We start from the raw sequence: 25295 nt of genomic DNA, 5'->3' as shown, positions 1-25295 counted from the left end.
AGGTATAGTTTGCAGAAATTATACCAAATTGAATTTATCTTATTCTACACTTACAGTAAAGTGTCCTTTTGTATTTCCCGAAGCCATATTACTTTTACCTATAATAAGCCATACTTCACCTTTTCCGGGAGTTTCATAAGTAATATCTCTGCTGAAAGGTCCGTCATAGTCTCCATTAGGAAGTTTGATCTGATTGAAACGAATATTAAAGTCTTTCTCGTTCGTTGAAATTTTTGCTTTAATACTAGGCTTATCATAATGAGTAAGTTTCAAAATCAGTTCCTGACCATCACTTTTAAATTCCTCGCCCAATGTAAAAGGAAGCTGAGAGGCATCAGCAGTTCTTATGATCTGCCCTTCTTTGTCGCTTCTCATTACCCCTTTACGCAAAACTTCTTTAGTAGCCGGAGCGTTGTTAATAATTGAATCCTTTTTTCTCAACGCTACAGAATCTCTTTTATAAACGGAATCCGGCATTTCTGTGACTATGGTGGAATCTTTATCTGAAGTGGTGGTTACGGCAGGTTCTTTTTTACATGAAACAATAATCAAAGGAATTAACAATAGGCACTTTTTCATAACAATTAATTTTTAGAATGTAAAACGTATCATTCTGTTGGCTCTATCAAATGCTAAAATTGTTCCAAATTTATCTGATGACCTTCCTTTTCCGGCTTTCTTTACATTGCTATTGTATTATTTAATAGTTTCGTAATAAAGAATTTTTGAAAGAAATGTTCTGGATCTTTCTATCTTAATTTTATCGTGTAAATCTTTCTTAAGCTTCTGGTTATTTTTCTCTTCTGCATATTTCAATAAACCTTTTTCACTGAAATTAATAGAAGTAAAATGAAAGTTAACTGAAAAATCTTTCCGTTTCATATTCCGGGAAGTGATAAAGCCTCCCCAATTGATAGAGCTACAAACCAGAATTACCCCATAAAAATACCAGGCCATAGTGTTGAACAGGAAAGCATTCTTTTTTTTCTTTTGAATTTTAATAAAGGTTAAAATCAAACCTATCATTGACAAAAGCAGAAAGGCAAAAACGCCAAGCCTTTTATAGGTAAAAGCATAATGGACGATATATTCATAATTTTTCACTGCTGCTGATAATACAAGAACTGCATTCAAGAAGATCCATACTTTTGCTAATATCTTCAGCAAGCCTGCCTTCGGATCAAAATTAAAACCCGATTTAAAGTAAAACATGATCACTAAAATGGCCATTATAATAGACATAATCACGGCATTCACCCTCTCATGGGTTTCTTCGGAAAGCTGTACCGATGTTTTGGAAACTTCATAAAACTGTTCGTAATTATAGGTAATAATGAAAAAGATGAGCAGAATATTCAGGCAAAGGAGGGAAACTACCCCGCTCATCCTTTCAGAATTAAGATCAAGAAAAGAATAAGTAGCCTTGGGAATTTGGGAATCTCTCTGAAAATCATTATCCAAAACACGATTGTTTTTGTAGATGATCCTTTCCACCACATAGTTCCAATAATTAAAGGCAATAAAGAATCCTAAAACAGAAAGACAGAGCACCTGCCACAGATTGATATCCAGTTCATAGTCTGTAAAAAGAGCTGCAAAATGATCACTCCCTGCGGAATAAATTCCAAAGAAAATGGCTACCAGTACAAACGGAATCAAAATAAAAGCCAGTGTTTTCTGCCATATCCCCGACGCATTTCTTTTGGGAAGCCACTCATCAAAACTAAAAAAACGGAATAATGAAGTACAGCTGTTTAAAATAAAAACCGGAGGCAGAAGAAGGATCTTCATTTTCTTATTCTTTGCTTTATAAGCAAGCAAAAGAAGCGAGGTAGTCACAGCAAGTAAAGATGATAAATCTCCATACCATGCAAAAGCAATACTGGAAAGAATGCTTGTTCCAAAAAGGACATATAATGTTCTGGTTTTATTTTTTTCGGGTGTTTTAAAAAGGGTTCCTACTGCATAGATGATTCCCAGAATTCCAAGGTTCAGCCCTACCTCCTCGTTATAAAAGAGAAGGACAAATAAAAAGGCTGTAAGAAATATATAGTGATGTGTTTTCATGATATTTGAATATTTAAAAGATTAAGTTTCGTATCCTATTTAGTTTCAATTCAATAAAGAACCACTGATTCTTTTTGTTGAATAAAGTCTATCACATGGTCAAAATTCTGCCACAGCAGTTCTTCAAAGTTTAAGTGATAAAAAGGTCTCATGCTTTGTCCCTTTCTATAAGCTTTGATATAAATTTTCGCATATTCAGGCAGGATAACTGTTCCTAAAACGATTGCTGCCAGAAGATGGGCATTGAGTTTTCCATTTCCAAGAAGGAGATACTGCATAGCAATTTCATCTTCGAAGTTGGTTCCGCAACCGGTGATCAGATGATGTACGTCGTGATTTTCCATTTTTGGGATCATAGAAAATCCATGTTTCCTGTAAAATTCCCCGAGCTTTCTTCCCAAAGAGTCTTCCTGAAATTCCAGCAGCTGTTTTTCATTGAACTGCCACTGTCTTTTTTTCTTTTTAAAATATTTTCTGTATAATTTTTGAGTTCCATCATACACAAAAAGCAGAAACTGAACGCGTATTTTTTTCATTATGTATTTTAATTAAGGTTAAGTCCTATCAATGCATAAATAACAGCTATGGGGATATTAATCATAAGGATTCCAACCGCTTTGAGGCAGGCACTGAGCCTTGGTCTGTATATCAGACCGTAAATCAATAACCATAGTATCGTAATTACGTTTACTAAGGTTCCGAAAATGAGCAATAAGTAACCTCCTATTGCAAATGAACTTAATTTTGTTATCAATGCTCCTGCCAGACAGATGCTTCCCAATAAAAAGAACATTCCGAATATGCATTTACTCATATATATTATTTCGTGATCTTTCATTTTATTTAAGCTTGAGTTAAGGTAAAAACAGTAATTTCCGGGCGGACCATAAATCTGATCTGAAAAGAGTGTCCTATAGCACGATTGATGTAAAGCATTCTTCCGTCTTCAAGGTCGATTTCTCCGGATATATATTTTCGATTTTTCACAGGGAGGAGCGGCGTAATGACACCGGGGATTCTACATTGTCCACCGTGTGTATGCCCACTCAGAATCCAGCCCTGATAACCATTCCAGATATCCAGGTCACAGGCGTCCGGATTGTGGCAAAGAATGATATTGGCTTTAGAGGCGTCATACCTTTCCATTACTTTTTGAGGATTAAAATTGGGAGACCAAAGATCTTCGAAGCCTATAAAATTTAATCCATGACTTTCTTTCTGATCATTTTTCAACATAGTGATCCCAAAGTTTTCAAGCGTATCACTTATACTTGCGGCTACATCGAACTCTTTCCATTTGATTCCATAATCATGATTTCCCAGAATTGCAAATGTTCCCAGCCTTCCCATAACAGCGTGTTCCATCACTGTTCGAAGATCATTTCTTTCCTCAGCATTTCCATGATTGACAAAGTCACCCGTGTACACTACAAAATCAGGATTATATTTTTTTGCTTTCTGAAAAGAATCAATAAGAAAATTCCAATCAAAACGTTTTCCTACGTGTAAATCTGAAATCTGCATCAACTTTTTTCCTGATAAATTTTCAGGAAGGTTTTTAACCGGAAGCTTTTTTTCTACAAATTCAAGCCAGAATGGTTCTATCTGCCATGAATACAATGCTGGAAAGGCTCCGATAACAGAGAGCTGAAATATCCTTTTTAAAAATGTTTTTCTATTCATATTTTTATTTTAAAACAAAGAACTTTGAATTACAAAGTAAAATTTCAAAAAAATATAGGACTACCGGCCCAATAATTTTTCAAGAGCATCCAGATGATCTGTAAAAGCCTGTCTACCGCTCTGGGTAACACGGTAAGATGTTCTTGGCTTCTTCCCTACAAATTCTTTTTTCACCTCAATATAACCTACTTTTTCCAATGCATTACTATGACTTGCAAGATTACCGTCCGTAATTTCCAGCAATGTTTTCATTTCAGAAAAATCAACCCAGTCGTTGACCATCAGAACGGACATAATACCCAGTCTTACACGGCTTTCGAATTCTTTATTAAGTTGGCTGATTTTGATCATTTTAATTTTATCTTATTTATTCTGAAACCCGTCACTCAATAATGGTCTCTAAAATTTTCTTACTCTGTCACTCCTTTTCCTCATCTGAAAAAGAGGTGCAAAAATAAGAATTAAAAATCTTGTCTTCTTTTCCGGAATCTTTATTTATACTATCTGAAATGTTTTTCTAAAATCCAAAAAAACAAAATTTGTTTCTATATATAAGTTGCTCTTCCGCTGATAATGAAAGACAGCAATCGTACAAATGGATAAGCATTACAAAGTTTATTCCTATTATTGATATTTCTTATGCATAATCAATCCATAGACGATATGCAGAACCCCAAAACCAACGGCCCAGAAAACTAATCCCCAACCCAAAAAGAATAAAGAAAACAGTCCTAAAATAATCTCTAAGTATCCCAGGTATTTTACATCTGGTAACGTATACCGCTCCGCACTCACTAATGCCAATCCATAGAAAATAAGTGTGGCTGATGGTATGAATACAAATAGATGGTGATAAAGAAGTCCCAGGCAAAAGAACCCTCCTGCCACCAAAGGCACTGCAAAGGTAACCAAAAGTCGTTTAGTGGTTGCATCCCATATCTTCAAACCTTTCTTTTTGCTTTTATTGGCAGTGAAAATATATCCGCTGAGAACTGCAACAACCAAAATGATTGCCCCAATCAGGACCAGTTCTTTCACTAAAGCCGGACCAAGAATATTTCTGTCGCCATCAAAATAGCTGATCCCTTCTCTTTGAAAAACGAAGTATACATATACAGCGCCAATAATTGCAGCTAATCCTGCACAAACACCTGATAGCCCACTCAATGAAATAAACCTTGAAGAACGTTCCATCATGGAACGGATATGAGATAAGTCTTCGTGATAGTTTTTTGAATCCATAAAAAGAACTTTGAATTACAAAGTTATTAATTTTTATGAATCTGCAAAATATTTTTTTTAAAATATCTCATTTTAAATGCAATCAACGGATAATAGTGAGTATCTACATCTGATTCACAGCAAAAGGGCTTCATTTTCATCAGTAAAAAAGCCGCTGAATGAATCAACGGCTCCCTATTTTTATTAAACCGAAAAGTTACTTCGCTCTCAGTCTTTCTTTGATAGATTCTATATTTTTCTTAGCTGAATCTTTCAGAATAAGGCTTGCACTCATATGAATTCTGGCGGGCATCAGTTCATTAAAGTGATCGGTACCCTCCCATGATACTTTTTTGATTAACGCTAATGCATCACTGCTTCTTGACGCCAATGTCTGTAAGAATTTCTCCAGTTTCTCATCCATTTCCTGAATATTGTCTGAAACGGAATGGTAAACATTATGCTGTTCAGCCCATTCTGCTGATCTGAAATCAGCATCTATAGCCATTGCAGAAAACTGTGATTTTCCAATTTTTCTTTCAACGTAAGGGCCAATTACAAAAGGTCCTATTCCCAGATTAATTTCCGTAAGCGCCAAAGCTGAATCTTTAGTGGCAAAGCAATAATCAGCTCCACACGCAATTCCTACTCCCCCACCTGTTGTTTTTCCCTGAACTCTTACTACTACAATCTTTCCACAGTTTCTCATTGCGTTTAAGACTTTGGCAAAACCTCCGAAAAACTGAGTGGAAGCCTGCAGTTCATCAATCGCTAAAAGCTCGTCAAAACTAGCTCCCGCACAGAATGCTTTTTCACCTTCACTTTTTACCAGAATGGCCTTTACCTCACCTTTTGCTCCTTCTTCAAGAATAGTCTGAGCCAGCTTTTCTAAAATGACTCCCGGAAGAGAATTACTTTTAGGGGTTCCGAATGTGATTTCGGCAATATTATTTTTAATTTCTGATGCTACAAATTCGCTCATTTTAATTTTTATTGGATTCTTACAAAATTACGAAATACAGCTCGTTCAGAGAAACTTAAAGATTAAAAAATACCTCTTTAAACAACTTCTTTTTCATCTTTATTACGTAGAAATACGCAGTCTTTAATTTGGTATTTTCTACGCTACTGTCGCTTTGGTATTAATTGTTCCTTTGGCTTACCAAATCAAAACAATAAAGGCGGTATCCGAAAAGCCGGAAAACAGAGTAGGGAAATTTCAACTAAAAAACTATTTTACTATGGACGAGTACATTGGAATTGTTAAATTATTTGCAGGAAATTTTGCTCCAAGAGGATGGTTGTTCTGCGACGGAAGCTTATTAAGAATTTCAAGCAATTCAGCTTTATTTTCAATTTTAGGAACTACTTATGGTGGAAACGGTATAGATACATTTGCCCTTCCTAATCTTAAAGGAAGAATGGCAATAGGAGCAGGAAGCGTAAGTTCTAGTGAGAATTACCCTCTGGGAGTAGCAGCAGGGACTACTCAAACTACCCTTTTAGCTTCAAATCTTCCAAGTGTAGGAGCCGGATTTCAACTGAAAGTCAAAAATCAAAATGCCAATGTTGCAACGCCTACTGCAGCTTCAACTTTTGCGATTTCAGGAATTCCAAACGGAAGACTTTTTGATCCTGTACCAAGTTTCGTAGATGATGATCCAGATACGGTGATCAATTCAAAATCTGTAGCATTTGTAGGACAAAATCTTCCAGTGAACAACATGCCTCCATATCTTGGCTTGAACTATATTATCTGTGTTGAAGGTATTTACCCTCCAAGAAGTTAATATTATATATAGTAACCTAATATTTAAAACAACAATTATGAAAAGCACTACTTTTTTAATAATCTGTAGTCTGCTCATTTCAATTTTTTCATTTGGGCAGACCAGTACGGAGACTTTTGAAACGGAATCTCAAGGAAGCACTAACTTTACTGACAATGGAGTAACCTTTAATATCATTTCACATACTACAAATTTTGTGATAGGAATATTTCCTAATACCGGATGGAGTGGTACAGGCAATGATAACAGGTACATAGACAATTCCGCAAGTGTGGGTCAGGATAATGCTTCTTTCAGTATAAAGACGACTTCTAATTTGTATAAAGTAAACCGTTTTTGGGTGTATGTAGCCAATAAGTTTTCAAACCCTGCTGTAACAGGAACCCTTACTATAACAGGAAAACTGAGTGGAATTACAAAATTCACGCAAACAAAAACAACAGGTTTTTCTACCACTTTAGGGGCTACCAATGGATATACTCTGATTGATCTGACTAACCTGAACGGGCAAAATTACTCGAACATCATTATTGATGAGCTGCAATTAACCCTTGGGGGGAATTATTATTATTTAGGACTAGATGCTTTCACATGGGTAAAGGATAGTAATATGGTACTAGGAACTTCTGAAGCGAAAACTGCTCAGAAACAATTCAGTATTTATCCTAATCCTACTAATGGGCCTCTTACCATCAAAACAGAAAAAGGCTCCACCACGGAAGTGTATAGCCCGGAAGGTAAACTGCTGAAAAGTATTGAAACGCAGAAAGGTATTAACGAAATTAATATTTCAGAGCTGCCAAAAGGAGTCTATTATCTCAAAACAGGTAGTGAATCGACTAAAGTTATTAAAAACTAAGATCAGAAAACAGCCGACTTTGTTCCCCTTTAAAGACTTTAATTCATAAATGACAAATCCCTTCTTGCGAAGGGATTTTGTTCTTTTACCGGGTCCATTTGTGGAGATGTTCTATTCGTCCGTTTCTCTTTAATATAGCCTGGAATCGGAGTGCGAGTAAAATTTTGCGCCCATCAACCGTTCTTGTAAAAAGCAAATCAGATTTTCCTATTATTTTATCCCAGGATTTTTTAAAGAATTCAGCACTTTTTTTATTTTTCGCAAAGATCTCAGGTACGGGATAATAGACTTCTTTCTTCCAGAAGAAAAATTTCCGCTTCTGCCTGAGTAAATATCTGGGATTGTCTATTTGAGAAACTAATTCCTGTAAGGTCTGAATAAACTGGGAGTTTTCATACTGGCTGCCTCCTTCCAAATAGCAAAATGCACTTTTGGTTTTATCGGAGGAGCTTACAATTTTTAATTTTTCAGTGGATGTACGAATGATTTTTTCATCAATTAAACAGGATAAAACAACTTCTGCTAATGAATCAATCTGCTTAGCAGAATCTTTACATCTGAGGTATTGTTTTACGGATCGGTAGAGTTTTCCACCGTACACCAAAAAGCCCGCGGCTCCAAACAGCGAGGCAAAGAGAGAAAAGTTTTTAATAGAACTGATGGACTGTATGTTTCTTAGCAGGCCTAATAAAACATCCTGCCAAAATAAAATGACAGAAGCTACGATCACTTTGGCAAAATTCCCTGTCATCTTCCCCAGATAATCTATTCTCATCCCATTCATTGCAGCCATATTCTCTACCGGAACTTTTATTTCCTCTACTAAGACATTTCCCTTATTCAAGGCGGTCTTCCATCTTTTAATAAGATAATTTCTATCTTTTGCCAGAATGAAAGAGGCTCGATTTATTTCCGGAACTCTATCATTATTCTCTATGATTTTGATATTCAATCTTTCGAAGTTATTCTCAATGGTAGGATTGTCTCTATTGGAAATCCCGACAAAAGTTTTGAATCTTCTTTTCATCATATTCAGATCCTGACCTCCATCCACATCCTGGGAATCAAAACATACGAGATGCCATATATTGCCTGTTTTATGAATATTATCTTTATCTGTTCTGATCACTCTTCCTCTCATCTGGTTGGAAAGAACAAAAGAACTTACAAAACTGGCAAGGATCAGCGCATTCATTTTTGGAGCATCCCAACCTTCCCCCAGCAAAGATTTCGTTCCAATCAATATCTGAATTCCCCCACTTTGGAAAATTTCGGTGATGATATGTACGATAGTATGTTTTATCTGTTCCGAAAGACTGATGATAAGGTAATCCTGATCATAAACGAGAGAAGTAAAGGATATTTCATGTATGTTTTGCCTGGCACAAAACTGATCAAAAACTTCTTTTGTACTGGCAGGAATAATAACCACACTTCCTGTAAGAACGCCAATTTTTTTATTTTGAGAGTTTTCTCTTCTTAGTTTTTCAAAAATGGGTACAGCTCCTATTTTATCAAGAGTAAGATTATTCTGTGTTTCATTGTCCAGGTATTCTTTTTTTATAAAATCGGTAAGTATCACCATTCTGAGCTCTTCTTTGAGAACTGAAAACTCAAAATCTGCAATTTCTTTTATTCCCTGAAGTTTACCAATGCTGGAATTCAGAATCTGATTTAGACTTTTACTGTTAAAAAAACTAACCGTTTTCTGTTCAAGAAAGCCTTGTCTTTTTAATCTATTACCAAGATCTGTACGATGCTCTTCATAATCTTTAAAGTTAACTTCATCTACCAGCAGATAAAAGTCAAGGAGTTCTTCCATCCAGAAGAAATCAAATTCAGGGATATATTTTTGCTCGTCTCCAATGATTTTGAAATGAATATCCGGAATCTCCTTTCCTCTGAAATTAAGATAAACCAATCCTGAGGTATATGAAGACATATTTTCATAGATCCAGTCTAAATGTTCCATGGGATTCAGGTAAGTCTGATGCTGCCCGATAGCACTTAGAAGTTGATTATCATTTTTTATTTCTTCAAAAAATTCAGATGCCTGACTATGGTAATATTCAATTTTTTTCTGTTCTTCCTGCGATGGCAAGGTAAAGTAAACTAAATCCTGATGAGGACAGAGATCTCCTTCCATCATCAGTTCAGGAACGGATATTTCAGCATCAATAGGACCGTTCAGCTGAATATATTTTTGCCATTCTGCTCCGGAAACATCAAAAGGTGGTGTTGCTGTAAGTGCTACAACGGTAGGATTGATTATATTTTTCAATTCCATTAAGCTTCTCCACCAGGCATTTTTCAAATGATGGGCCTCGTCGAGGATAAGAGTTCCTAACTTTTGTTTCTGTAATTTTTTTATAATTTCAGAAAACGGAATTTTAGAAGATTTCCCTTCTGTGCTTTCTTCTTCGTCTGCATGAGAAGCAGAATGAATACCCTGATAGGTTGTAACTGTAATGATTCCTGGTTTTCTAATATCGGAAGAAATCCAGTCCGGAACGGCTTCTGTGTTTAGAAAAAGTTCGCAAAACCTTTGAATCCATTGATTTTTAATTGCCAATGTTGGGGTAACAATTAGAGTGGGTTTACCGAGTCTCAGCATCATTTCCAATCCCAGAACTGTTTTCCCGGAGCCTGGAGGGGCTGAAACATGCAGATGATTATCGACAAGATATTCATTAAGATTATCCAGAAATTTCTTCTGATAGGTCCGCCAGCTGTATTTGAAAGTAGTGTTTTCGGGAAAAACATTCATAAGCTCAATTTAATAAAAAACCTGATGATTAATAATAGAAGAGGTTATTTTATTTTTTCAGAGCCAAAATATATTTGTCTATATACAGTTGCTTTTCTTTGGTCTTATATTGCTGAATATATCGGGGATGCTCCAGAACGGTCATGGCATCAAAGAGTTGGGCTTCTTTATTTAATTTTGAAATAAATTCTGCATTCTTTTTACCTAGAACAAAAACTTCCGAGGTATCCAGATTTAGGCTGATATGCTTCTTCAGAGATTGAATCATAAAGTCTTTGACCGCCTCAAAAAGTAATTTATCATCGTAGTAATTGGCATTGACCCATCCATTTTTTGTTTTTCTAACGATAGCCAGCGGAAATGGAGAATTGATATAAATATCCTTGTAAAAAAGATCTGCTCCGCCATAGTCTTCAATCATATCATACATAAAAACTGAAGAAACTTCGTGGGTGTAAGCAGATTTCATTTTTATTCCACAAATGCTTTCAAGCCGTTTCGTATCGGTGAATGGCACTCCTGTAACCCCTGCTCCATGGCGGCTGGGATTGATACCTATTATAAATCTTCTTTTGCAGGAATCATTATAATATTTATGATAAAACTTTTGCATCACTTCCATTGTTTCCGGATTATCCAGATAAGGGTTCAGAACTTCAAAGCCTTCAGGAAGTTCTCCGGTATAGCTAAGGTTTTCATTGAACTCAATGACGGTTTTATTCATTGAAAAAATTATTTTAAAAAGACGAAGTTATCCGGCTGATCAGAAACCTCATCTTCGTCGTCATCATCTTCTGATAGTGCTAATTCAATATCAATAAATTGAATATAAAGACCACATATTTTTTCTTGTGCATCATAAGCAAAGTAAACTGGATAAGTACCATCACCAAAACCACTTGCAAACATAGGAATCTGATAATCAGTACCAGGAATCGTCCAATTGATCCAATCTCCTGCTTCTCTCTGATTGTTAGGGTTAGCTTTATAACTTTGTGCAAAAAGGTCGGCGAAATAATCGTCATACATATTATCGACATTTATTTCATCTACAAATTGATCTACAAAAGGCAACACTTCCTTATCTGTAATACAACCTAAACCGGCATCCACCCCGAAACCAAAATAATCGTCTTCGGCTACGTCTTCTAAGTCTTCAATTCCTACTAAGGCTTCTCTGTACACCACAGGTTTTTCCTTGGTAAATTCAACTTTTACAACAGCATATCGGTCTCCCCAATCTTCAGATTTTACCACCGCAACCGTTACAGGGAAATTTCCTTTCGGAGCCTGAATAAAGTAAGGTGATTGATTGGCATTGAGAGCCACCAGCGGATCTCTTACTACTATTTTACCGGAAGGAAGAGAAACTTCTCCGATTTCCATAGTCTCTAATTTCTTTCCCAGAATTTCATCAGAAGTAAAATAGGTTTCCAGGTCTGTAGGACAAACCATAATATTTTTCACTTCCTCCCATTGTTTCATCCAGCTTTCGTTCATTATTTTAAATTTTATGATTGAATTTTAAAGGTAGTGTTTCATTGAGGAATTATCAAATTCTTTTGTCAATTAAATTGGAAAAGAAGATGCAAATTACTGTTACAATCCTAACTTCTGATTTCCATTTGTTTTTTTTGTAAATTCGTGTTCAATGAAAAAGATTAATGCAGCCGCTAATTTCAGAATATCAATTCATTAAAAAAATTAATAAATGATTGGAATTATAGTTGAGCTTATCATTTCATGGCTCCTGCTTTGGTTTATTTCCAAAAAGAATCTCTCTGTTCTGGGTCTTAAACCTACCAAGATCAGAACAGCACAGTTAGGTATAGGATTTTTATTAGCTGCCTTAGTCTGTAGTCTTTATCATCTCATGACAACGGCTTTTATTGCCAACAACTGGATTTTTAATAAACAGTTTACTTTACCGGAAGCATTAAAAAGTTTGTGGTGGGTCCTTAAATCTGTACTATTTGAAGAACTTCTTTTCAGAGGAGCTTTACTTTATATCATCATTAACAAATGGGGAAACCATAAAGCCTGCATTCTTTCTGCAGTCTGTTTTGGAATTTATCACTGGTTTTCCTATAATGCATTTGGAAATCCATTTCAGATGGGAATTATTTTTGTGATGACAGGTATTTTTGGATGGATGCTGGCTTATGCTTTTGCCAAAACCCAATCCCTTTATCTCCCAATAGGTCTCCATATCGGCTGGAATCTCTTTACTATTATAATTTTCTCCAACGGACCTCTTGGGAAGCAGCTTCTATCTAAGCTTAATGAAAATCATCTTGAAGGTATCCTGTCTCTGTTTGTCTTTTTATTTCAAATATTTGCATTACCCTTTTTTGTTTACTGGTATTTCCGTTTCTTACAAAAGAAAAAAACAGCCATTCAGTAAAGAATACTGCTTTTATATTATTGGTCATCAAAATCATCCTCGGTTTTCAAACCTTTAATAAAGGTTTCGAAATCTTTGGCAAGAAAGGTTTTTTTATAATCATCTTCCTGATCTACATGTACCACTTCAGGCTCTCCCTCTTTTCCACATGTAGAATAGTCGAGTAAGATCATATCATGTCCTGCTGACGGGCAATCACAAATATAAACACCATCGTTTGGATATCCCCATTCTTCCATCATAAACTTGCTTCCAAGTTCTCCACAGACAGAATTTGTTTTACTTCTACCGATCCCCATAATTCCTGTGATCGCAATATGGCCGTCTGCCCAGGAAGTGGGTTCTGTTGTTGGAAAACAGTCTTTATCTACCAACCCTCCATTTTGAATTCTCATCAGTTCAATATAGGATGCGGGAAGTTTATAGCCCAGTTCTTCTTCCACGGAAGCAATCATTTCATCATCGGGAAATTCTTCAATATAATCTCTTTGCGAATAGCTGCTTTCATTCCAGAAGTCTGTAAAGTCAAAGTTTTTGAAAAAGTTTAATTCCATAATATTTTGTTGATTAAAACAAGAACTATTCAGTCCTTACTTGTGCAAAGTTAATATTCTAAAGGTTTGTAGTTTCTAAAAGTACGATAAAAGTCTTCATCATTTCCTTTGAATGGTTTTTCTTCGAGAACTTTGAACTTATCTGTAGAGTGTTTTTCTTCTGCTATTATTTTATCGGAAGTACCTACAACAGCTTTCTTTGTCAGGTTTGGGATTTCCTGAAGAGAAAAAAAATACGGAAGACAAAGTAGATTTTTAAAGATTTCATGATAAAAAATTATGAATTTCCAATACTTCACAAGGATGACTAAAAAGTCCCTTACAGTTAAACTGAAAGGGACTATAAATTTATATTTTATTTTGAATTAAATTAATCCAAACTGTTGGAAATGATGAGTGAAGTGCTTTCTGTGCATCAGTTCCCACATTTCTTTATTCAGTTTTCCGAATACATAATTCATGTGTTCTGCCTGTGGATTTTCTTTGTAGTAGATCACAAATTTCTTCAGGTTATCCATGAAAGAAGTTTTTGCGGCATCCAGATTTTTGTGTACAGCTTCCGGAAGTGATCCATCTTTTGGTAAAAACGGAGCGGTAAATTCTTTCGGCATCGTTCTGTGGTTATACAGAGAATCCTGCCATTTTTCAAGATGTTCTTCAGGAGTGAAACATTGATCTGCTTCAGGTTCCCCGACACTTACCAATAAAGCCTGCTCCAAATGCTCGATCATCTGTTGCGGAGACATTTTACCCCATTGTGCCGGAGTATTTTCTGTCAAACCGTTTAACATCTTTTGAACATTTTTCACATTAAGATCGATGAAGGGGGATTGTTTTGCCACTAATGTTAAAATTGTAGCCACACAAACTACCTCATCTCTCTGGTTGATCACCTCAACAAGCCATTTTACAACACCGGAAGGAATATTTCTTCCTTTTACCCCTCTGTTGATTTTTTCTTTGGCTGTTAAATAAACAGTGATGGTATCACCGGCGTAGACAGGTTTAAAGAAGCTACATTCTTCTAATCCGTAGTTCGCAATTACAGGTCCTTTTTTACCGGAAACGAATAATCCTGCTGCTGCTGAAAGGATAAAATATCCATGGGCAACAGTTTTATCGAAGATAGTTCCTGTCAAGCTTGTTGCATCGGTGTGTGCATAGAAGTGATCCCATGACACATTGGAAAAGTTAACGATATCTGCATCGGTAACGGTTCTACCTGCTGTTTCTAAAGAGTCTCCTACCTCAACTTCTTCAAAATATTTCTGGAAAGGGTGTTTGTCTGAGAATTTTTTCTGTGCTCCCTGCTGATAAATTTTAGTGATCGCCTTCAGTACATCAGGAGATCCCTGAATAGCTGTTTTCTGTAAGAAGAAATGAAGACCGCTTAATCCTCCCATTTCTTCACCTCCTCCTGCTCTACCAGGCCCTCCATGCATTAATGTAGGAAGTGGTGAACCGTGACCAGTGCTTTCTTTGGCGTTATCTCTGTTCAGTACAAAGATCCTTCCGTGTTGGGAAGCCATTTTCCACGAAGTTTCAGCGATAAAGTTCTCGTCATGAGAGATGATAGATCCTACTAAACTTCCTTTTCCTCTTTTTGCCAATGCAGCTGCTTCTTCAGCATCTTTATAAGGCATCAGTGTAGATACCGGTCCAAAGGCTTCTACATCGTGAGAGATATTTTTTTCGAAAGGCCTGTCATTCAGGAATAGTTTAGGACTCATAAATGCTCCATTTTCATAGCTTGCATCTACCAGTTCATGTTTTCCGTCGTAAACAAGTTCTGTTTCTGTTTTTAAAATGTCTACTTTTCTTAAGACTTCTTCATACTGCTGTCGCCCCACCAAAGATCCCATTTTGGTTTCTCTGCTTAATGGGTTTCCGATTTTGGTTTGATCCAAAGCCTTAGATAAAGCATTCTGTACATCACCAATTAAGTGTTCGGGAACGATAATTCTTCTGATCGCAGTACACTTCTGCCCGGCTTTCGTTGTCATTTCGTTACGAACTTCTTTGATGAATAAGTCAAACTCAGGAGTTCCCGGTTTTGCTTCCAGGCCAAGGATAGAACAGTTCAATGAGTCTGCTTCCATGTTAAAACGAACTGCATTTCCGGCAATGGATGGAAGTGATTTTAATTTTCTTCCTGTGTGGGCAGAACCTGTAAATAATACAGAGTCTCCATCTTTAATATAATCTAAAATATTTCCAGGCTCTCCGCATACTAACTGAACGGCTCCTTCAGGTAATACTCCACTTTCTATCATATCCTGGAACACCGCGTTCGTAAGATAAGACCCGAAAGGAGAAGGCTTTACAATGGAAGGTACTCCCGCCAATAATGAGGTGGATAGTTTTTCCAACATTCCCCATACCGGAAAGTTGTAAGCATTGATCTGAACAGAAACCCCTTCACTTGGTGTCAGAATGTGCGTTCCCAGAAAAGTTCCGTTAGCAGAAATTTTCTGTGTATCTCCGTCTACCCAAAACGGGGTATTAGGAAGCATTCTTTTTGCCAATCCGGAATAGGTGAAGAAAGTACCGAAACCTCCTTCGATATCCACCCATGAATCAACGTGTGTAGCTCCTGTTTTATATGATAAGTCGTAATATTTTTTCTTTCTTTCCAATAGGTAAAGCGCCACTTTTTTCAACATCTCACCACGGTCATAGAAAGTCATTGAAGAAAGATTTTTGTAGCCCACTGTTCTACCATAGTCAAGAGCGTGTTCAAAATTCAGCCCTTCTGTATCGGAAACAGCTACCTGTTCTCCTGTAACAGCGTTGTATAAAGGAACTCCGTTTCCGGTACCTTCTACCCATTCACCGTAGATATAGTTTTTTAATTTTTCCATAAAATATTTAATTTAGCAATGTATCAATCTAACTGTTTACCTATACTGAGATTCTTCGATTTCCTGAGAATGATAAGTGATCATTACATTTTTACATTGGTATATTGTTACAATCTATTAATTATTTTGGCTCCTGATAGGGAAACATTTTCACCAATCCTTCATACAAACTTCTATGAAGAATGGTTGCATGGTTATCTGTTTCCATCATTTTATATTCTAATGTCCAGTTTTTCTTTCCGGCTTTTTTTAAAACATCAAAAAATGCTTCTGCATCTTTTACCATTACCGGATGTTCTCCTTTTCCTACAGAGACATAAACAAACTTTTTAGTGTCCGGAGATTTTGAAAGTAATGCCCCGGCCTGTTTTAAAAGACTTTCATCATCCCACCATAAGCTTGGACTGATGATAAAATAATTATTAAACATTTCAGGTTTCTTCAAAAGAATTTCTGTTGCCAGAAGCCCTCCAAGAGATTGCCCGAACAAATATTTATCTGTAGTTTTAAACTGACCTTCTATATATGGCTTCAGTTCTTTTTCAAGAAAAGAAATGAATTTATCAGAATGTCCTGTCGTAGGATAGTCTTTCTGAAGATCTTTCAGATCCGTATGAAAAGTAAAATCTCTTTTTCTGTCTACATTAGCAACTCCCACCACAATGGTTTCCGGCATGGAATACATCTGATTAAAGAACTGTACTAATCCTGCAACATGAATGAAGTCTTCATTCATACTTCCATCCAAAAGATAGATTACAGGATATGATTTTGTTTTGTCAAATCCCTGTGGAAGATAAATGTTCAACGTTCTGTCTTCATTTAACATTTTGGACTTAATCGTCCTCACTTCTCCAATAGTCAACGGTTTCGTTATTGCAGTCTGCGCTGATACTGTACCTGTCACAGCAAGTAAAAAGCTACATACAATAGCTATTTTTTTTATCATATTTAATTTTGAATGGTCATTATTTTACATCATCCCAGATGCTGTAATCTACAACTTTCGTAGGGGTCTGCTGAATATATTCGGTAAACGGCTCACAAGGCAGAATAGCTTCTTTACCTTCTCTTGCAAGCTCCTGATACAACTTTGTCCCTTCTGTCTTCCAACGGATCATTTCATCAGAAACATCACGGATGATTTTTGCAGGGCTTCCCACAATTAATTTTCTGGGTTCGCATCTGAAATTGGCAGGGACAAAAGCCAATGCACCAACAATGCTTTCATCACCGATATAAGCTTTGTCCATAACCACAGAATTCATTCCGATCAAACAATTCTTTCCGATATGCCCGGAATGAATGATGGCTCCATGACCTATATGTGCAGATTCTTCCAATATGGTTTCTATATTTGGAAAAACATGAAGGGTACAGTTCTCCTGAACATTCGCGCCATCTTTAATGATAATTTTCCCCCAGTCTCCACGAATAACTGCATTGGGACCGATATACACTTCTTCACCGATTTCCACATTTCCTATGATTACTGCCTGTGGATGAATATAAGCAGAAGGTTTTATAATGGGACGGATTCCGTGGTATGAGTAGATATTCATATTAATTAGATCTTAGATATCAAACATCAGATTCCAGATATTTCTTTGATCCAATATCTGGCACCTGATTTTTTTATCTTTTAAAAATTTTATTATATTTTTTCAATAACCATTGCATATCCTTGTCCGACACCGATACAAAGGGTACACAATGCATATTTTTTATCTTGTTTCTGAAGTTCCATAGCTGCAGAACCTATAATTCTTGCCCCTGAAACCCCCAGTGGGTGACCAATTGCAATAGCTCCTCCATTCGGGTTTATTCTTGCATCGTCATCTTTTAAGCCTAAGCTTCTTGTCACGGCCAAAGCCTGTGCTGCAAATGCTTCATTCAACTCAATTACATCCATATCTTCAAGGGAAAGATTCAGTCTTTTCAGTAGTTTCTGAGTGGCCTCTACCGGTCCTATTCCCATGATTCTTGGTTCTACTCCTGCTACGGAAGATCCCAGGATCTTAGCTTTTGGTTTTAAACCATATTTTTTCACGGCTTCTTCGCTTGCTAAAATTAAAGCGGCAGCTCCGTCGTTCATTCCTGAGGCATTTCCAGCGGTTACAGTTCCTTCTTTTCTGAAAGCAGGACGAAGTTTTCCTAATCCCTCCATGGATGAAGTTGGCTTAATAAATTCATCTTTTTCAAAAACGATCGGATCTCCTTTTCTTTGCGGAATCTCAACTTTCACAATTTCTTCTGCCAGTCTTCCGCTTTCCTGAGCTTTTGTAGCTTTCTGCTGAGACCAAAGTGCAAATTTATCCTGATCTTCTCTATTGATCTGATGCATATCTGCAAGGTTTTCGGCCGTTTCTCCCATTCCGTCTACGCCATACATTTCCTTCATCTTTGGGTTAACAAAACGCCATCCGAAAGTGGTATCATACATCTGACTGTCTCTTCCGAAAGCTGCGCTTGGTTTTGACATTACGTAAGGAGAACGCGTCATGTGTTCTACTCCACCGGCAATGTAAATTTCGCCCTCTCCTGCTGCAATGGAACGGAATGCATTTGCTACAGCAGACATTCCTGAAGCACAAAGTCTGTTGACCGTCTCCCCTCCAATTTTATAAGGAAGACCCGCCAGTAGAAGTCCCATTCGTGCTACGTTTCTGTTATCTTCACCTGCCTGGTTGGCACATCCGAAAATAACATCTTCAATTTCTTCAACAGGAACTTCAGGATTTCTTGCTACCACTTCTTTGATAACAATAGCCGCCAAATCATCGGCTCTTACTTCTGATAATCCTCCCTGTAGTTTTGAGATGGGAGTTCTGACATAGTCTATGATGTATACGTTATTCATAATGTAAATTTGATAATGAGATCATCTGAAAATTACCCATTGCCTTTTTTATTTATTTGTTTTTATTTCTTAATTCTAAAACCTGTTTTAAAGTATAGGGTTCATATTTGAAATCCGGCCCGAACATCTTTTTTACGTTTTCTTCAAAGGTGGAATCAAATCCTGCTTCTTTTCTTCTTTTATTGACATTTTGAAGATCTTTGACCGGCCATACAAAATTCACAAAGACTTCTTTTCCGTTTTTATCTTTTGTCATTTCCCCTCTTCCTTGGGTTCCATAGATCTGTTCTTGGTTTTCGTTCATCAGATATCTGTCTTCCATCATGGCAACCCATGTGAAGGGAATTTCTTTCTTTTTTCCAGCTTCCTTAATGAGTGGCAGATATTTTCCAATTTTGGTTGAATGCTGGATTACATACCATGCAGCCTGATTGGTGGGTTCTCCAACAAGTGTTTTCCCCGGATAGCCATATTGAGAAATAATGCGTTCGATAGTCTTGATATTCAGACTGTCATGTTCAGCAACCATTTCCCAGCCTCTCTTTTTAAATTCTTCCTGATCAATATTTAAATTTTTCAGTATCTCATTTCTTTTCTCCGGCGTTGTGTCGGAAGTATAGAGCTTTCTGTAGCCCTGATCCACTTCCATGATTTGGTCCAATTCTTTTTTCAGATCTGCATTCTGCTGCGCACTTATAAAGAGCATGGACATTCCAAAAAACAGTATAAATATTTTTCTCATTCCGGTTAATTGGCTTATGATTATTTAGTTATTTATAATTCTGTTACTTTCTTACCAATTTTATAGACCGTTCCTACAAATTTGGCAACAAGATCATGGTCTTGATTAGTAATTTTAATATCGTAGACTGCTGTTTTTCTGGTATCATTTACCAAAATACTTTCAGCTCTGAAAATATCTCCTTCTCTTCCGGCTTTGGTAAAATTGATAATGCAGTTCAATGCTACTGCTGCATCTCCGGTATTGTTGGAAGAAAATGCCAGCGCAGAATCTGCGAAAGCAAATGTAACACCACCGTGAACCGTCTTCAGCCCGTTCAGCATTTCTCTCCTGACCGGCATTTCTATTAAACAATAATTTTCTTTTACTTCAATCATTTTAATATTCATCCACTGGGAAAAATAATCCTGATTGAACATATAATCTGCTACCTGTCTTGGATTCATTTCTATTATACGTTTGTTATTTCTTCATACAATTCATCTGATAATCTATCATAAACGCTCATGGTTTTTCCAAAGATTACCTGTTCGTATGAAAGTGCTGTTTCTGAATTTTCAGTGCTGTTTTCATAAGGAGCATCTAAATCAATACCGCTTTCACTGGCTAATCTCTTAATCAGCATTCGGTATTTTTCATTAAACTGTCCCAACAGTTCAAGCCTTTCCTGGTCATCTTCAATGGAAGAAGCTTCCTGAGTTAAATATTGTTTCTCAATCAGAAGTCTTACTTCCAATTCGGCCCTGAATTCTTCTATATTCATTCTTTCTTTAATGTAAGAACTACCATTATATTGGCTTGCCAATGAGATATTATATTGACAAACTGATACATATATTTTTTTTATAGTTTGCGAAGTAAAGGACTCTGTCTGTATCTTTCTTCCTGATATTCTTCGTAAAGATTCTGCAGGGTTTCGGAGATTTTTGCATACCCTATTTCTTTTCCCCAGCTTAATAATCCTTTCGGATAGTTTACGCCTTTCTGCATTGCCAGTTCAAGGTCTTCGTCGTTAGCGATGCCTAATCTTTTTGCTTCAACTGCTTCGTTGATCAGCATAGAAATGATTCTTAAAAATATTTGCTGATAAAGGGCATCATCTTTTATAGCAACAGGTTTTTCAGCCCCTTCAGAATAATTGTAGAAACCTTTTCCGGTTTTTCTACCGTGAAGTTTAGCTTCAGACATTCTTTGCTGAAGAAGAGAGGGTTTGTATTTCGGATCGTAGAAATAATCTTTGTAAACCGTTGTTGTCACAGCAAAGTTCACATCGACCCCAATAAGATCCATCAATTCGAAAGGTCCCATTTTGAAGTTTCCAAGAGTTTTCATTGCATCATCTACCTGCTCCGCTGTAGCCATGTTTTCTTCAAGAATTCTAAGTCCTTCCCCGTAATAGGGTCTTGCAATTCTGTTGACAATGAATCCCGGGATATCTTTTGCGATCACAGGAGTTTTCCCCCAGTCTTTCATGAGGATGTATATTTTTTCTGCTAATGTTTCTTCTGTTAATAAAGAAGGAATAACTTCCACTAAAGGCATCAGCGGAGCCGGATTGAAAAAGTGAATTCCGATGAAACGCTCCGGTTTTTTTAGTTCTGCACCAAGAGAGGTGATAGAAATGGATGAAGTATTGGAACTGATAATACAGCTTTCTGAAACATAGGTTTCAAGTTCTGTAAACACTTTGGTTTTGATATCTTTGTTTTCAATAATCGCTTCGATTACCAGCTCAGAATCTTTTAAATCCTTTAATTCTGTAGCAATGGAAATATTAGCTAAAATTTCAGTCATTTTCTCTGCCGAAATTTTTTGTTTATCAACCAATTTGGTTAATGTTTTTTCTAAACCTATGGTTGCCGTTTCTACTTGTTTTGCGTTGGCGTCATACACCCAAACTTTGCATCCGTTCGTTGCGGCTACTTGTGCAATGCCGATCCCCATCGTTCCGGCACCGATAATTCCAATATTTTTCATTTTTGTACAATGTAAAATGTACAATGTAAAAAAGTATTTTGACTGTACGTTGTACATTTTACTTTCTACATTGTACAGATTCTTTATTTTCCTTTATAATTAGGTTTTCTTTTCTGTAGAAAGGCATTCACTCCTTCCTTGAAGTCTTCTGTTTCTGCAGCTTCCTGTTGTAGGTCACCTTCCAACTCAAGCTGTTCTTTCAATGTATTGGTATAAGAATGTGCGAAAGCTTTTTTCGTCAGCTTAAGAGCTGCTGTCGGCATGTTTGCCATTCTTTCAAGAATCTCCATTGACTTCGGTACAAATTCTTCTTCAGTGAAAACTTCTGCAACAAGACCGTAAGATTTAGATTCTTCAGCAGAAAGCCTTTTTCCTGTAAAAGCCAGATAGTTGGCCAACTGCCTACCTAAAAGTTTCGGTAAAAAATAAGTCCCTCCTGTATCAGGAATCAGACCGATATTTGAAAATGCCTGAGCAAAGTATGCCTTCTCGTTTGCCAGTACAAAGTCACTGATTAGTGCAAGCATTGCGCCAGCTCCTACTGCAGGACCATTAACTAAGGCAATAACCGGTTTTCTGCAACGGGTAATCTCCGTCACTAGAGGATTGTAGTAATCTACTACAATTTTTCTGATGATATCACGATCGTGATGCTCTTTTCCTACCACAAAAGCTTCATCCAGATTCTGACCGGAACAAAAAGCTCTTCCTCTTCCGGAGATGGCAACACATCTTACGGTTTCGTCCTCACTGCATTCTTTAACAAAATCTTTCAGATCTGCTAAAGCCGGCTTCGTAAGGGCATTCATCGTTTCCGGCTGATTAAGATAGGCGATTTTGAGCTTACCGTCAAAATGCGTTTCAATATCGAGTTGTGTATACATAGTTTTTATTAATTTATTATTTAACAATGTACTAATTTAACAATATAAATTAATGTAACAGTCTAACAATTTAACAATCTGGCAATAGCATCGTTATGTTTTGCATAGCCCCTGATCTTTATTGGTCAACTGACCTATTGTTACGTGACCTCATCAATGACATTTAAAATAATCGAAGGGTTCCAGACAGTCCAGGCACTGATACGAAGCCTTACACAAGGTAGACCCGAATCTGCTGATCTGTTTGGTGTGCTCAGAGCCACAGCGCGGACATTTTTTCGGTTTACCGATGTGATGTTCGTCAGCCCCTTTTTCTGGTGGTGTAATTCCGTAAACACGGAGTTTTTCTCTCGCTTCATCAGTTATCCAGTCTGTTGTCCAAATTGGGAACATCTTGGTTACTACTTTTGCATCCCATCCGTTTTCTTTCATAATCTTTATGATGTCTTCCTCAATAGTGAACATAGCAGGACAGGCAGAATAAGTTGGCGTAATCGTTACTTCACAAGAATTCTCGCTGGTAACTTTTGCCTCTCTTACAATACCCAGTTCCACAATGTTGATCACAGGAATTTCCGGATCGGGGACCATTTCTAATATCTCTAAAGGATTTTTCAACCTCTTATCATTTTTCTTCTAAATATTAATAAAACAGCAATTAAAAAAGATCTGCAATAATCAAAATCCTATTCTGTTTTATATCCTGACATAAATCCCAGTTGGTGATGTGTGAAATGCAATCTCCAGGATTATTGATTTCATACTTTAAACTGACTTGAGTATTGATGATCCCAAAGTAAAATATTGGAATTAAAATAATCAGCACAATCATCAGTATTTAAAAATATTTCTTCTTCAAACTGAAGCTTCTTACCACGTACAACCCGGATATGCTCTCTGCATGTACTGAAGCTCGCAAAGAATAAATCCAAAATATTCTGTATGATATCCAGTTCTAGATTTTGGCTGCATGAAAGGATTAGTTGGATATTCTAATCCAAATTCCTGAAAATCTTTTTGGGTAACAGCAAGAAAATCCTGATAAAGAGCATCTGCATCTGGAGCAATATTCAGAGCAACCAAATCATCTTCACCCTCTGTTTTTGCGAATAACCCTTTTGTATATTCCCAGATATTTTCGATAGCGTTTGCCAAACGTAATTTACTTTCTTCTGTTCCCTGAGTAAAAATTTTCATCCAGGATGCAGCATGAGTATGGTGATATCTCACTTCTTTTAAAGACTTCTGAGCAATTGCAGAAAGTTCTTCATTAACAGAGTTTGATAATGCTTCATACATCAGTTTCTGATATACAGACAATACATACACTTTAAGAATCGTCTGTGCATAATCTTCATTGGGAAGTTCTACCCAATGTGCATTGACATATTCGTGTTCATATCTCAAAAATGCGATATCATCTTCACTTTTACCGTTATCTGCGACTCTTGAAGCAAAAACGTAAAAGTTATTGGCCTGGCCCAGTTCATCCAAAGCAATGTTTGTCAAAGCAATATCTTCCTCTAGGTAAGGACCTTCACCGCACCATGCAGACAGACGCTGTCCCATAATGAAACTGTCGTCTGCTAGTTTTAATAAATAATTATATAATGGATTCATTGTTTAATAGATTTGAAGATCAATAGATGATAGACGGATAGATAACAAATGAGTAAACCTTAAAGTCTTTTATCTATTGGTCTATTATCTTAAAGTCTTATTCTTATTACATATTTTTCACATCATTAGGAATATCATAGAAAGTCGGGTGACGATATAGTTTATCATCAGCCGGATCAAAGAAAGCTTCTTTGTCAATTCCTTCCGAAGTCACAATATATTTACTTGGAACTACCCAAACAGAAGTTCCTTCTTTTCTTCTTGTATAAACGTCTCTTGCGTTCTGCAAAGCCATTTCTGCTGTTGGTGCCTGTACAATTCCAACGTGTTTGTGGGATAATCCCGGTTTAGTCTGAATAAACACTTCCCACATATCTAATTGACTCATTATTTTAATTTTTTAATCTAACTTAATATTGAAATTAGCTTCAATGTATTTTAAAACTTTCATGAAACTTTCATATTCATCAATTCCTGGAGTATCTTTTAAATAGCTTTCAGGATTAGAATAATGAAATTCATTCTCTTTATTATTTGACTTGTATTTTACTAAAAAATCTATCCCGTCTGTAATTATATATTCCCTTGTAGATAATACATATTCTTTTTCATCATTGTCATATACAGCCTTTGAACGGGACATTTTATATTTGAAAAGGTCTTCTTTAGGAAGATAGCCGATATTCATTGCTTCAAAAGTAATAAAAGCTTTCTCCAGATTATCTTTGGATTTTAATTGGATTACTCTAGGCGGAATAGTTATAAATTCATCCTTACCTGTATAAGATGGTAAAAACCATTGTATCAGTTCAGCACTCCAATTTTCATCTTTTCTCAGATAAATTCTAAAAATTTTTCCTCCATTTGCAATCCCGGGTCCTTGATAAATTCTTATCTCTTTCTCATTTTCTATATTGAAAGGAATACCAGCAAGCTTATCTGCGTCCTGTCCTTTCATCATCGAAACAAAAACAAAAAATAAAATTTGAAGTAAAATTCTCACTAA

At 36.5% G+C, this 25295-nt stretch carries 29 protein-coding genes; 3 read left to right on the top strand and 26 right to left on the bottom strand.

The genetic code is table 11. The features are described from left to right. Positions 1–39 precede the first annotated feature (39 nt). From LF887_RS02690 to LF887_RS02655, 8 genes are all read right to left on the bottom strand, one after another. The gene (locus LF887_RS02690) at positions 40–579 is read right to left on the bottom strand and encodes a hypothetical protein (protein WP_236857288.1); all 540 of its coding nucleotides are present in this window, start codon (positions 577–579) and stop codon (positions 40–42) included. 117 nt (positions 580–696) lie between these two features. After that, complete coding sequence (locus LF887_RS02685) at positions 697–2067, bottom strand: DUF4153 domain-containing protein (RefSeq protein ID WP_236857287.1); 1371 nt, start codon at positions 2065–2067, stop codon at positions 697–699. A 50-nt stretch (positions 2068–2117) separates the two neighbouring features. Then, a complete protein-coding gene (locus LF887_RS02680; RefSeq protein WP_236857285.1) occupies positions 2118–2603 on the bottom strand; it encodes a ubiquinone biosynthesis protein COQ4 in 486 nt (161 codons plus the stop codon). Between the two features lie 8 nt (positions 2604–2611). Next, positions 2612–2881: a hypothetical protein gene (locus tag LF887_RS02675; RefSeq protein ID WP_236857284.1), complete on the bottom strand. Its 270-nt coding sequence runs from the start codon at positions 2879–2881 to the stop codon at positions 2612–2614. Between the two features lie 29 nt (positions 2882–2910). Next, on the bottom strand, positions 2911–3750 hold the full coding sequence (locus LF887_RS02670) for a metallophosphoesterase (RefSeq protein ID WP_236857283.1): 840 nt from the start codon (positions 3748–3750) through the stop codon (positions 2911–2913). Positions 3751–3810: 60 nt separating this feature from the next. Further along, complete coding sequence (locus LF887_RS02665) at positions 3811–4101, bottom strand: winged helix-turn-helix domain-containing protein (RefSeq protein WP_236857282.1); 291 nt, start codon at positions 4099–4101, stop codon at positions 3811–3813. Between the two features lie 273 nt (positions 4102–4374). Next, the gene (locus LF887_RS02660; protein ID WP_236857281.1) at positions 4375–4992 is read right to left on the bottom strand and encodes a hypothetical protein; all 618 of its coding nucleotides are present in this window, start codon (positions 4990–4992) and stop codon (positions 4375–4377) included. A gap of 196 nt (positions 4993–5188) precedes the next feature. After that, complete coding sequence (locus tag LF887_RS02655; RefSeq protein WP_236857280.1) at positions 5189–5953, bottom strand: enoyl-CoA hydratase/isomerase family protein; 765 nt, start codon at positions 5951–5953, stop codon at positions 5189–5191. Between the two features lie 259 nt (positions 5954–6212). On the opposite strand from LF887_RS02655, the gene LF887_RS02650 reads away from it, so the two are divergent. Beyond that, complete coding sequence (locus LF887_RS02650) at positions 6213–6761, top strand: phage tail protein (RefSeq protein ID WP_236857279.1); 549 nt, start codon at positions 6213–6215, stop codon at positions 6759–6761. 37 nt (positions 6762–6798) lie between these two features. Further along, positions 6799–7620: a T9SS type A sorting domain-containing protein gene (locus LF887_RS02645; RefSeq protein ID WP_236857278.1), complete on the top strand. Its 822-nt coding sequence runs from the start codon at positions 6799–6801 to the stop codon at positions 7618–7620. Positions 7621–7705: 85 nt separating this feature from the next. Here LF887_RS02645 and LF887_RS02640 read toward each other — a convergent pair whose 3' ends face one another. Genes LF887_RS02640 through LF887_RS02630 form a run of 3 tightly spaced genes read right to left on the bottom strand, consistent with a single transcriptional unit; the run spans position 7706 to position 11887 of the window. Beyond that, positions 7706–10387, bottom strand: a complete 2682-nt coding sequence (locus LF887_RS02640) for a DEAD/DEAH box helicase family protein (RefSeq protein ID WP_236857276.1) — start codon at positions 10385–10387, stop codon at positions 7706–7708. A 49-nt stretch (positions 10388–10436) separates the two neighbouring features. Then, the gene (locus tag LF887_RS02635; protein WP_236857275.1) at positions 10437–11111 is read right to left on the bottom strand and encodes an SMUG2 DNA glycosylase family protein; all 675 of its coding nucleotides are present in this window, start codon (positions 11109–11111) and stop codon (positions 10437–10439) included. An 8-nt stretch (positions 11112–11119) separates the two neighbouring features. Continuing rightward, entirely contained in the window at positions 11120–11887 is a 768-nt protein-coding gene (locus tag LF887_RS02630; RefSeq protein ID WP_236857273.1) for a DUF4241 domain-containing protein, read from the bottom strand. Between the two features lie 211 nt (positions 11888–12098). On the opposite strand from LF887_RS02630, the gene LF887_RS02625 reads away from it, so the two are divergent. Further along, the gene (locus LF887_RS02625; RefSeq protein ID WP_236857272.1) at positions 12099–12791 is read left to right on the top strand and encodes a CPBP family intramembrane glutamic endopeptidase; all 693 of its coding nucleotides are present in this window, start codon (positions 12099–12101) and stop codon (positions 12789–12791) included. A gap of 17 nt (positions 12792–12808) precedes the next feature. Here LF887_RS02625 and LF887_RS02620 read toward each other — a convergent pair whose 3' ends face one another. From LF887_RS02620 to LF887_RS02550, 15 genes are all read right to left on the bottom strand, one after another. Next, a complete protein-coding gene (locus tag LF887_RS02620; RefSeq protein ID WP_236857271.1) occupies positions 12809–13345 on the bottom strand; it encodes an SMI1/KNR4 family protein in 537 nt (178 codons plus the stop codon). Positions 13346–13395: 50 nt separating this feature from the next. Next, a complete protein-coding gene (locus tag LF887_RS02615) occupies positions 13396–13644 on the bottom strand; it encodes a hypothetical protein (protein ID WP_236857270.1) in 249 nt (82 codons plus the stop codon). Positions 13645–13710: 66 nt separating this feature from the next. After that, complete coding sequence (gene paaZ / locus LF887_RS02610) at positions 13711–16206, bottom strand: phenylacetic acid degradation bifunctional protein PaaZ (protein ID WP_236857269.1); 2496 nt, start codon at positions 16204–16206, stop codon at positions 13711–13713. A 121-nt stretch (positions 16207–16327) separates the two neighbouring features. Then, a complete protein-coding gene (locus tag LF887_RS02605) occupies positions 16328–17155 on the bottom strand; it encodes an alpha/beta hydrolase (protein WP_236857268.1) in 828 nt (275 codons plus the stop codon). Between the two features lie 19 nt (positions 17156–17174). Beyond that, on the bottom strand, positions 17175–17768 hold the full coding sequence (locus tag LF887_RS02600; RefSeq protein ID WP_236857267.1) for a transferase hexapeptide repeat family protein: 594 nt from the start codon (positions 17766–17768) through the stop codon (positions 17175–17177). Positions 17769–17860: 92 nt separating this feature from the next. Next, a complete protein-coding gene (pcaF, locus tag LF887_RS02595; protein WP_236857266.1) occupies positions 17861–19066 on the bottom strand; it encodes a 3-oxoadipyl-CoA thiolase in 1206 nt (401 codons plus the stop codon). Positions 19067–19118: 52 nt separating this feature from the next. After that, on the bottom strand, positions 19119–19808 hold the full coding sequence (locus LF887_RS02590) for a DUF6624 domain-containing protein (RefSeq protein ID WP_236857264.1): 690 nt from the start codon (positions 19806–19808) through the stop codon (positions 19119–19121). 32 nt (positions 19809–19840) lie between these two features. Then, positions 19841–20254 (bottom strand): PaaI family thioesterase, encoded by a 414-nt coding sequence (locus tag LF887_RS02585; protein WP_236857263.1) that lies wholly within the window; start codon positions 20252–20254, stop codon positions 19841–19843. A 5-nt stretch (positions 20255–20259) separates the two neighbouring features. Continuing rightward, a complete protein-coding gene (locus LF887_RS02580; protein WP_236857261.1) occupies positions 20260–20571 on the bottom strand; it encodes a hypothetical protein in 312 nt (103 codons plus the stop codon). Positions 20572–20651: 80 nt separating this feature from the next. After that, positions 20652–21785 carry a 3-hydroxyacyl-CoA dehydrogenase NAD-binding domain-containing protein gene (locus LF887_RS02575; RefSeq protein ID WP_236857260.1) on the bottom strand — a complete coding sequence of 378 codons (1134 nt, stop codon included), beginning with the start codon at positions 21783–21785 and terminating at the stop codon, positions 20652–20654. An 83-nt stretch (positions 21786–21868) separates the two neighbouring features. Further along, positions 21869–22669, bottom strand: a complete 801-nt coding sequence (locus LF887_RS02570) for an enoyl-CoA hydratase/isomerase family protein (protein WP_236857258.1) — start codon at positions 22667–22669, stop codon at positions 21869–21871. A 153-nt stretch (positions 22670–22822) separates the two neighbouring features. Then, positions 22823–23260, bottom strand: coding sequence for a 1,2-phenylacetyl-CoA epoxidase subunit PaaD (gene paaD / locus LF887_RS02565; RefSeq protein ID WP_410681130.1), 438 nt, complete (start codon positions 23258–23260; stop codon positions 22823–22825). A gap of 279 nt (positions 23261–23539) precedes the next feature. Next, the gene (gene paaC, locus LF887_RS02560; RefSeq protein ID WP_236857256.1) at positions 23540–24289 is read right to left on the bottom strand and encodes a 1,2-phenylacetyl-CoA epoxidase subunit PaaC; all 750 of its coding nucleotides are present in this window, start codon (positions 24287–24289) and stop codon (positions 23540–23542) included. 106 nt (positions 24290–24395) lie between these two features. Next, entirely contained in the window at positions 24396–24677 is a 282-nt protein-coding gene (gene paaB, locus LF887_RS02555; RefSeq protein ID WP_034703047.1) for a 1,2-phenylacetyl-CoA epoxidase subunit PaaB, read from the bottom strand. 12 nt (positions 24678–24689) lie between these two features. Then, the gene (locus tag LF887_RS02550; protein WP_236857255.1) at positions 24690–25292 is read right to left on the bottom strand and encodes a hypothetical protein; all 603 of its coding nucleotides are present in this window, start codon (positions 25290–25292) and stop codon (positions 24690–24692) included. Positions 25293–25295: the final 3 nt, after the last annotated feature.

Source organism: Chryseobacterium sp. MEBOG06 (assembly GCF_021869765.1).
Taxonomy (GTDB): domain Bacteria; phylum Bacteroidota; class Bacteroidia; order Flavobacteriales; family Weeksellaceae; genus Chryseobacterium.
This window is presented reverse-complemented; position numbering and strand designations above follow the sequence as displayed.

What these genes read in the sequence shown, in the direction of transcription:
- LF887_RS02650 (WP_236857279.1), top strand. Translation starts at nt 6,213, where the DNA reads ATGGACGAGTACATTGGAATTGTTAAATTATTTGCAGGAAATTTTGCT.
- LF887_RS02645 (WP_236857278.1), top strand. Translation starts at nt 6,799, where the DNA reads ATGAAAAGCACTACTTTTTTAATAATCTGTAGTCTGCTCATTTCAATT.
- paaD (WP_410681130.1), bottom strand. Translation starts at nt 23,260, where the DNA reads ATGGTCCCCGATCCGGAAATTCCTGTGATCAACATTGTGGAACTGGGT.
- LF887_RS02600 (WP_236857267.1), bottom strand. Translation starts at nt 17,768, where the DNA reads ATGAATATCTACTCATACCACGGAATCCGTCCCATTATAAAACCTTCT.
- LF887_RS02665 (WP_236857282.1), bottom strand. Translation starts at nt 4,101, where the DNA reads ATGATCAAAATCAGCCAACTTAATAAAGAATTCGAAAGCCGTGTAAGA.
- LF887_RS02690 (WP_236857288.1), bottom strand. Translation starts at nt 579, where the DNA reads ATGAAAAAGTGCCTATTGTTAATTCCTTTGATTATTGTTTCATGTAAA.
- paaB (WP_034703047.1), bottom strand. Translation starts at nt 24,677, where the DNA reads ATGAGTCAATTAGATATGTGGGAAGTGTTTATTCAGACTAAACCGGGA.
- LF887_RS02585 (WP_236857263.1), bottom strand. Translation starts at nt 20,254, where the DNA reads ATGAATCCAAGACAGGTAGCAGATTATATGTTCAATCAGGATTATTTT.
- LF887_RS02655 (WP_236857280.1), bottom strand. Translation starts at nt 5,953, where the DNA reads ATGAGCGAATTTGTAGCATCAGAAATTAAAAATAATATTGCCGAAATC.
- LF887_RS02685 (WP_236857287.1), bottom strand. Translation starts at nt 2,067, where the DNA reads ATGAAAACACATCACTATATATTTCTTACAGCCTTTTTATTTGTCCTT.
- paaC (WP_236857256.1), bottom strand. Translation starts at nt 24,289, where the DNA reads ATGAATCCATTATATAATTATTTATTAAAACTAGCAGACGACAGTTTC.
- LF887_RS02630 (WP_236857273.1), bottom strand. Translation starts at nt 11,887, where the DNA reads ATGAACGAAAGCTGGATGAAACAATGGGAGGAAGTGAAAAATATTATG.
- LF887_RS02625 (WP_236857272.1), top strand. Translation starts at nt 12,099, where the DNA reads ATGATTGGAATTATAGTTGAGCTTATCATTTCATGGCTCCTGCTTTGG.
- LF887_RS02590 (WP_236857264.1), bottom strand. Translation starts at nt 19,808, where the DNA reads ATGAGAAAAATATTTATACTGTTTTTTGGAATGTCCATGCTCTTTATA.
- LF887_RS02570 (WP_236857258.1), bottom strand. Translation starts at nt 22,669, where the DNA reads ATGTATACACAACTCGATATTGAAACGCATTTTGACGGTAAGCTCAAA.
- LF887_RS02640 (WP_236857276.1), bottom strand. Translation starts at nt 10,387, where the DNA reads ATGAATGTTTTTCCCGAAAACACTACTTTCAAATACAGCTGGCGGACC.
- LF887_RS02660 (WP_236857281.1), bottom strand. Translation starts at nt 4,992, where the DNA reads ATGGATTCAAAAAACTATCACGAAGACTTATCTCATATCCGTTCCATG.
- LF887_RS02575 (WP_236857260.1), bottom strand. Translation starts at nt 21,785, where the DNA reads ATGAAAAATATTGGAATTATCGGTGCCGGAACGATGGGGATCGGCATT.
- LF887_RS02605 (WP_236857268.1), bottom strand. Translation starts at nt 17,155, where the DNA reads ATGATAAAAAAAATAGCTATTGTATGTAGCTTTTTACTTGCTGTGACA.
- LF887_RS02580 (WP_236857261.1), bottom strand. Translation starts at nt 20,571, where the DNA reads ATGAATATAGAAGAATTCAGGGCCGAATTGGAAGTAAGACTTCTGATT.
- LF887_RS02620 (WP_236857271.1), bottom strand. Translation starts at nt 13,345, where the DNA reads ATGGAATTAAACTTTTTCAAAAACTTTGACTTTACAGACTTCTGGAAT.
- LF887_RS02635 (WP_236857275.1), bottom strand. Translation starts at nt 11,111, where the DNA reads ATGAATAAAACCGTCATTGAGTTCAATGAAAACCTTAGCTATACCGGA.
- paaZ (WP_236857269.1), bottom strand. Translation starts at nt 16,206, where the DNA reads ATGGAAAAATTAAAAAACTATATCTACGGTGAATGGGTAGAAGGTACC.
- LF887_RS02680 (WP_236857285.1), bottom strand. Translation starts at nt 2,603, where the DNA reads ATGAAAAAAATACGCGTTCAGTTTCTGCTTTTTGTGTATGATGGAACT.
- LF887_RS02675 (WP_236857284.1), bottom strand. Translation starts at nt 2,881, where the DNA reads ATGAGTAAATGCATATTCGGAATGTTCTTTTTATTGGGAAGCATCTGT.
- LF887_RS02670 (WP_236857283.1), bottom strand. Translation starts at nt 3,750, where the DNA reads ATGAATAGAAAAACATTTTTAAAAAGGATATTTCAGCTCTCTGTTATC.
- pcaF (WP_236857266.1), bottom strand. Translation starts at nt 19,066, where the DNA reads ATGAATAACGTATACATCATAGACTATGTCAGAACTCCCATCTCAAAA.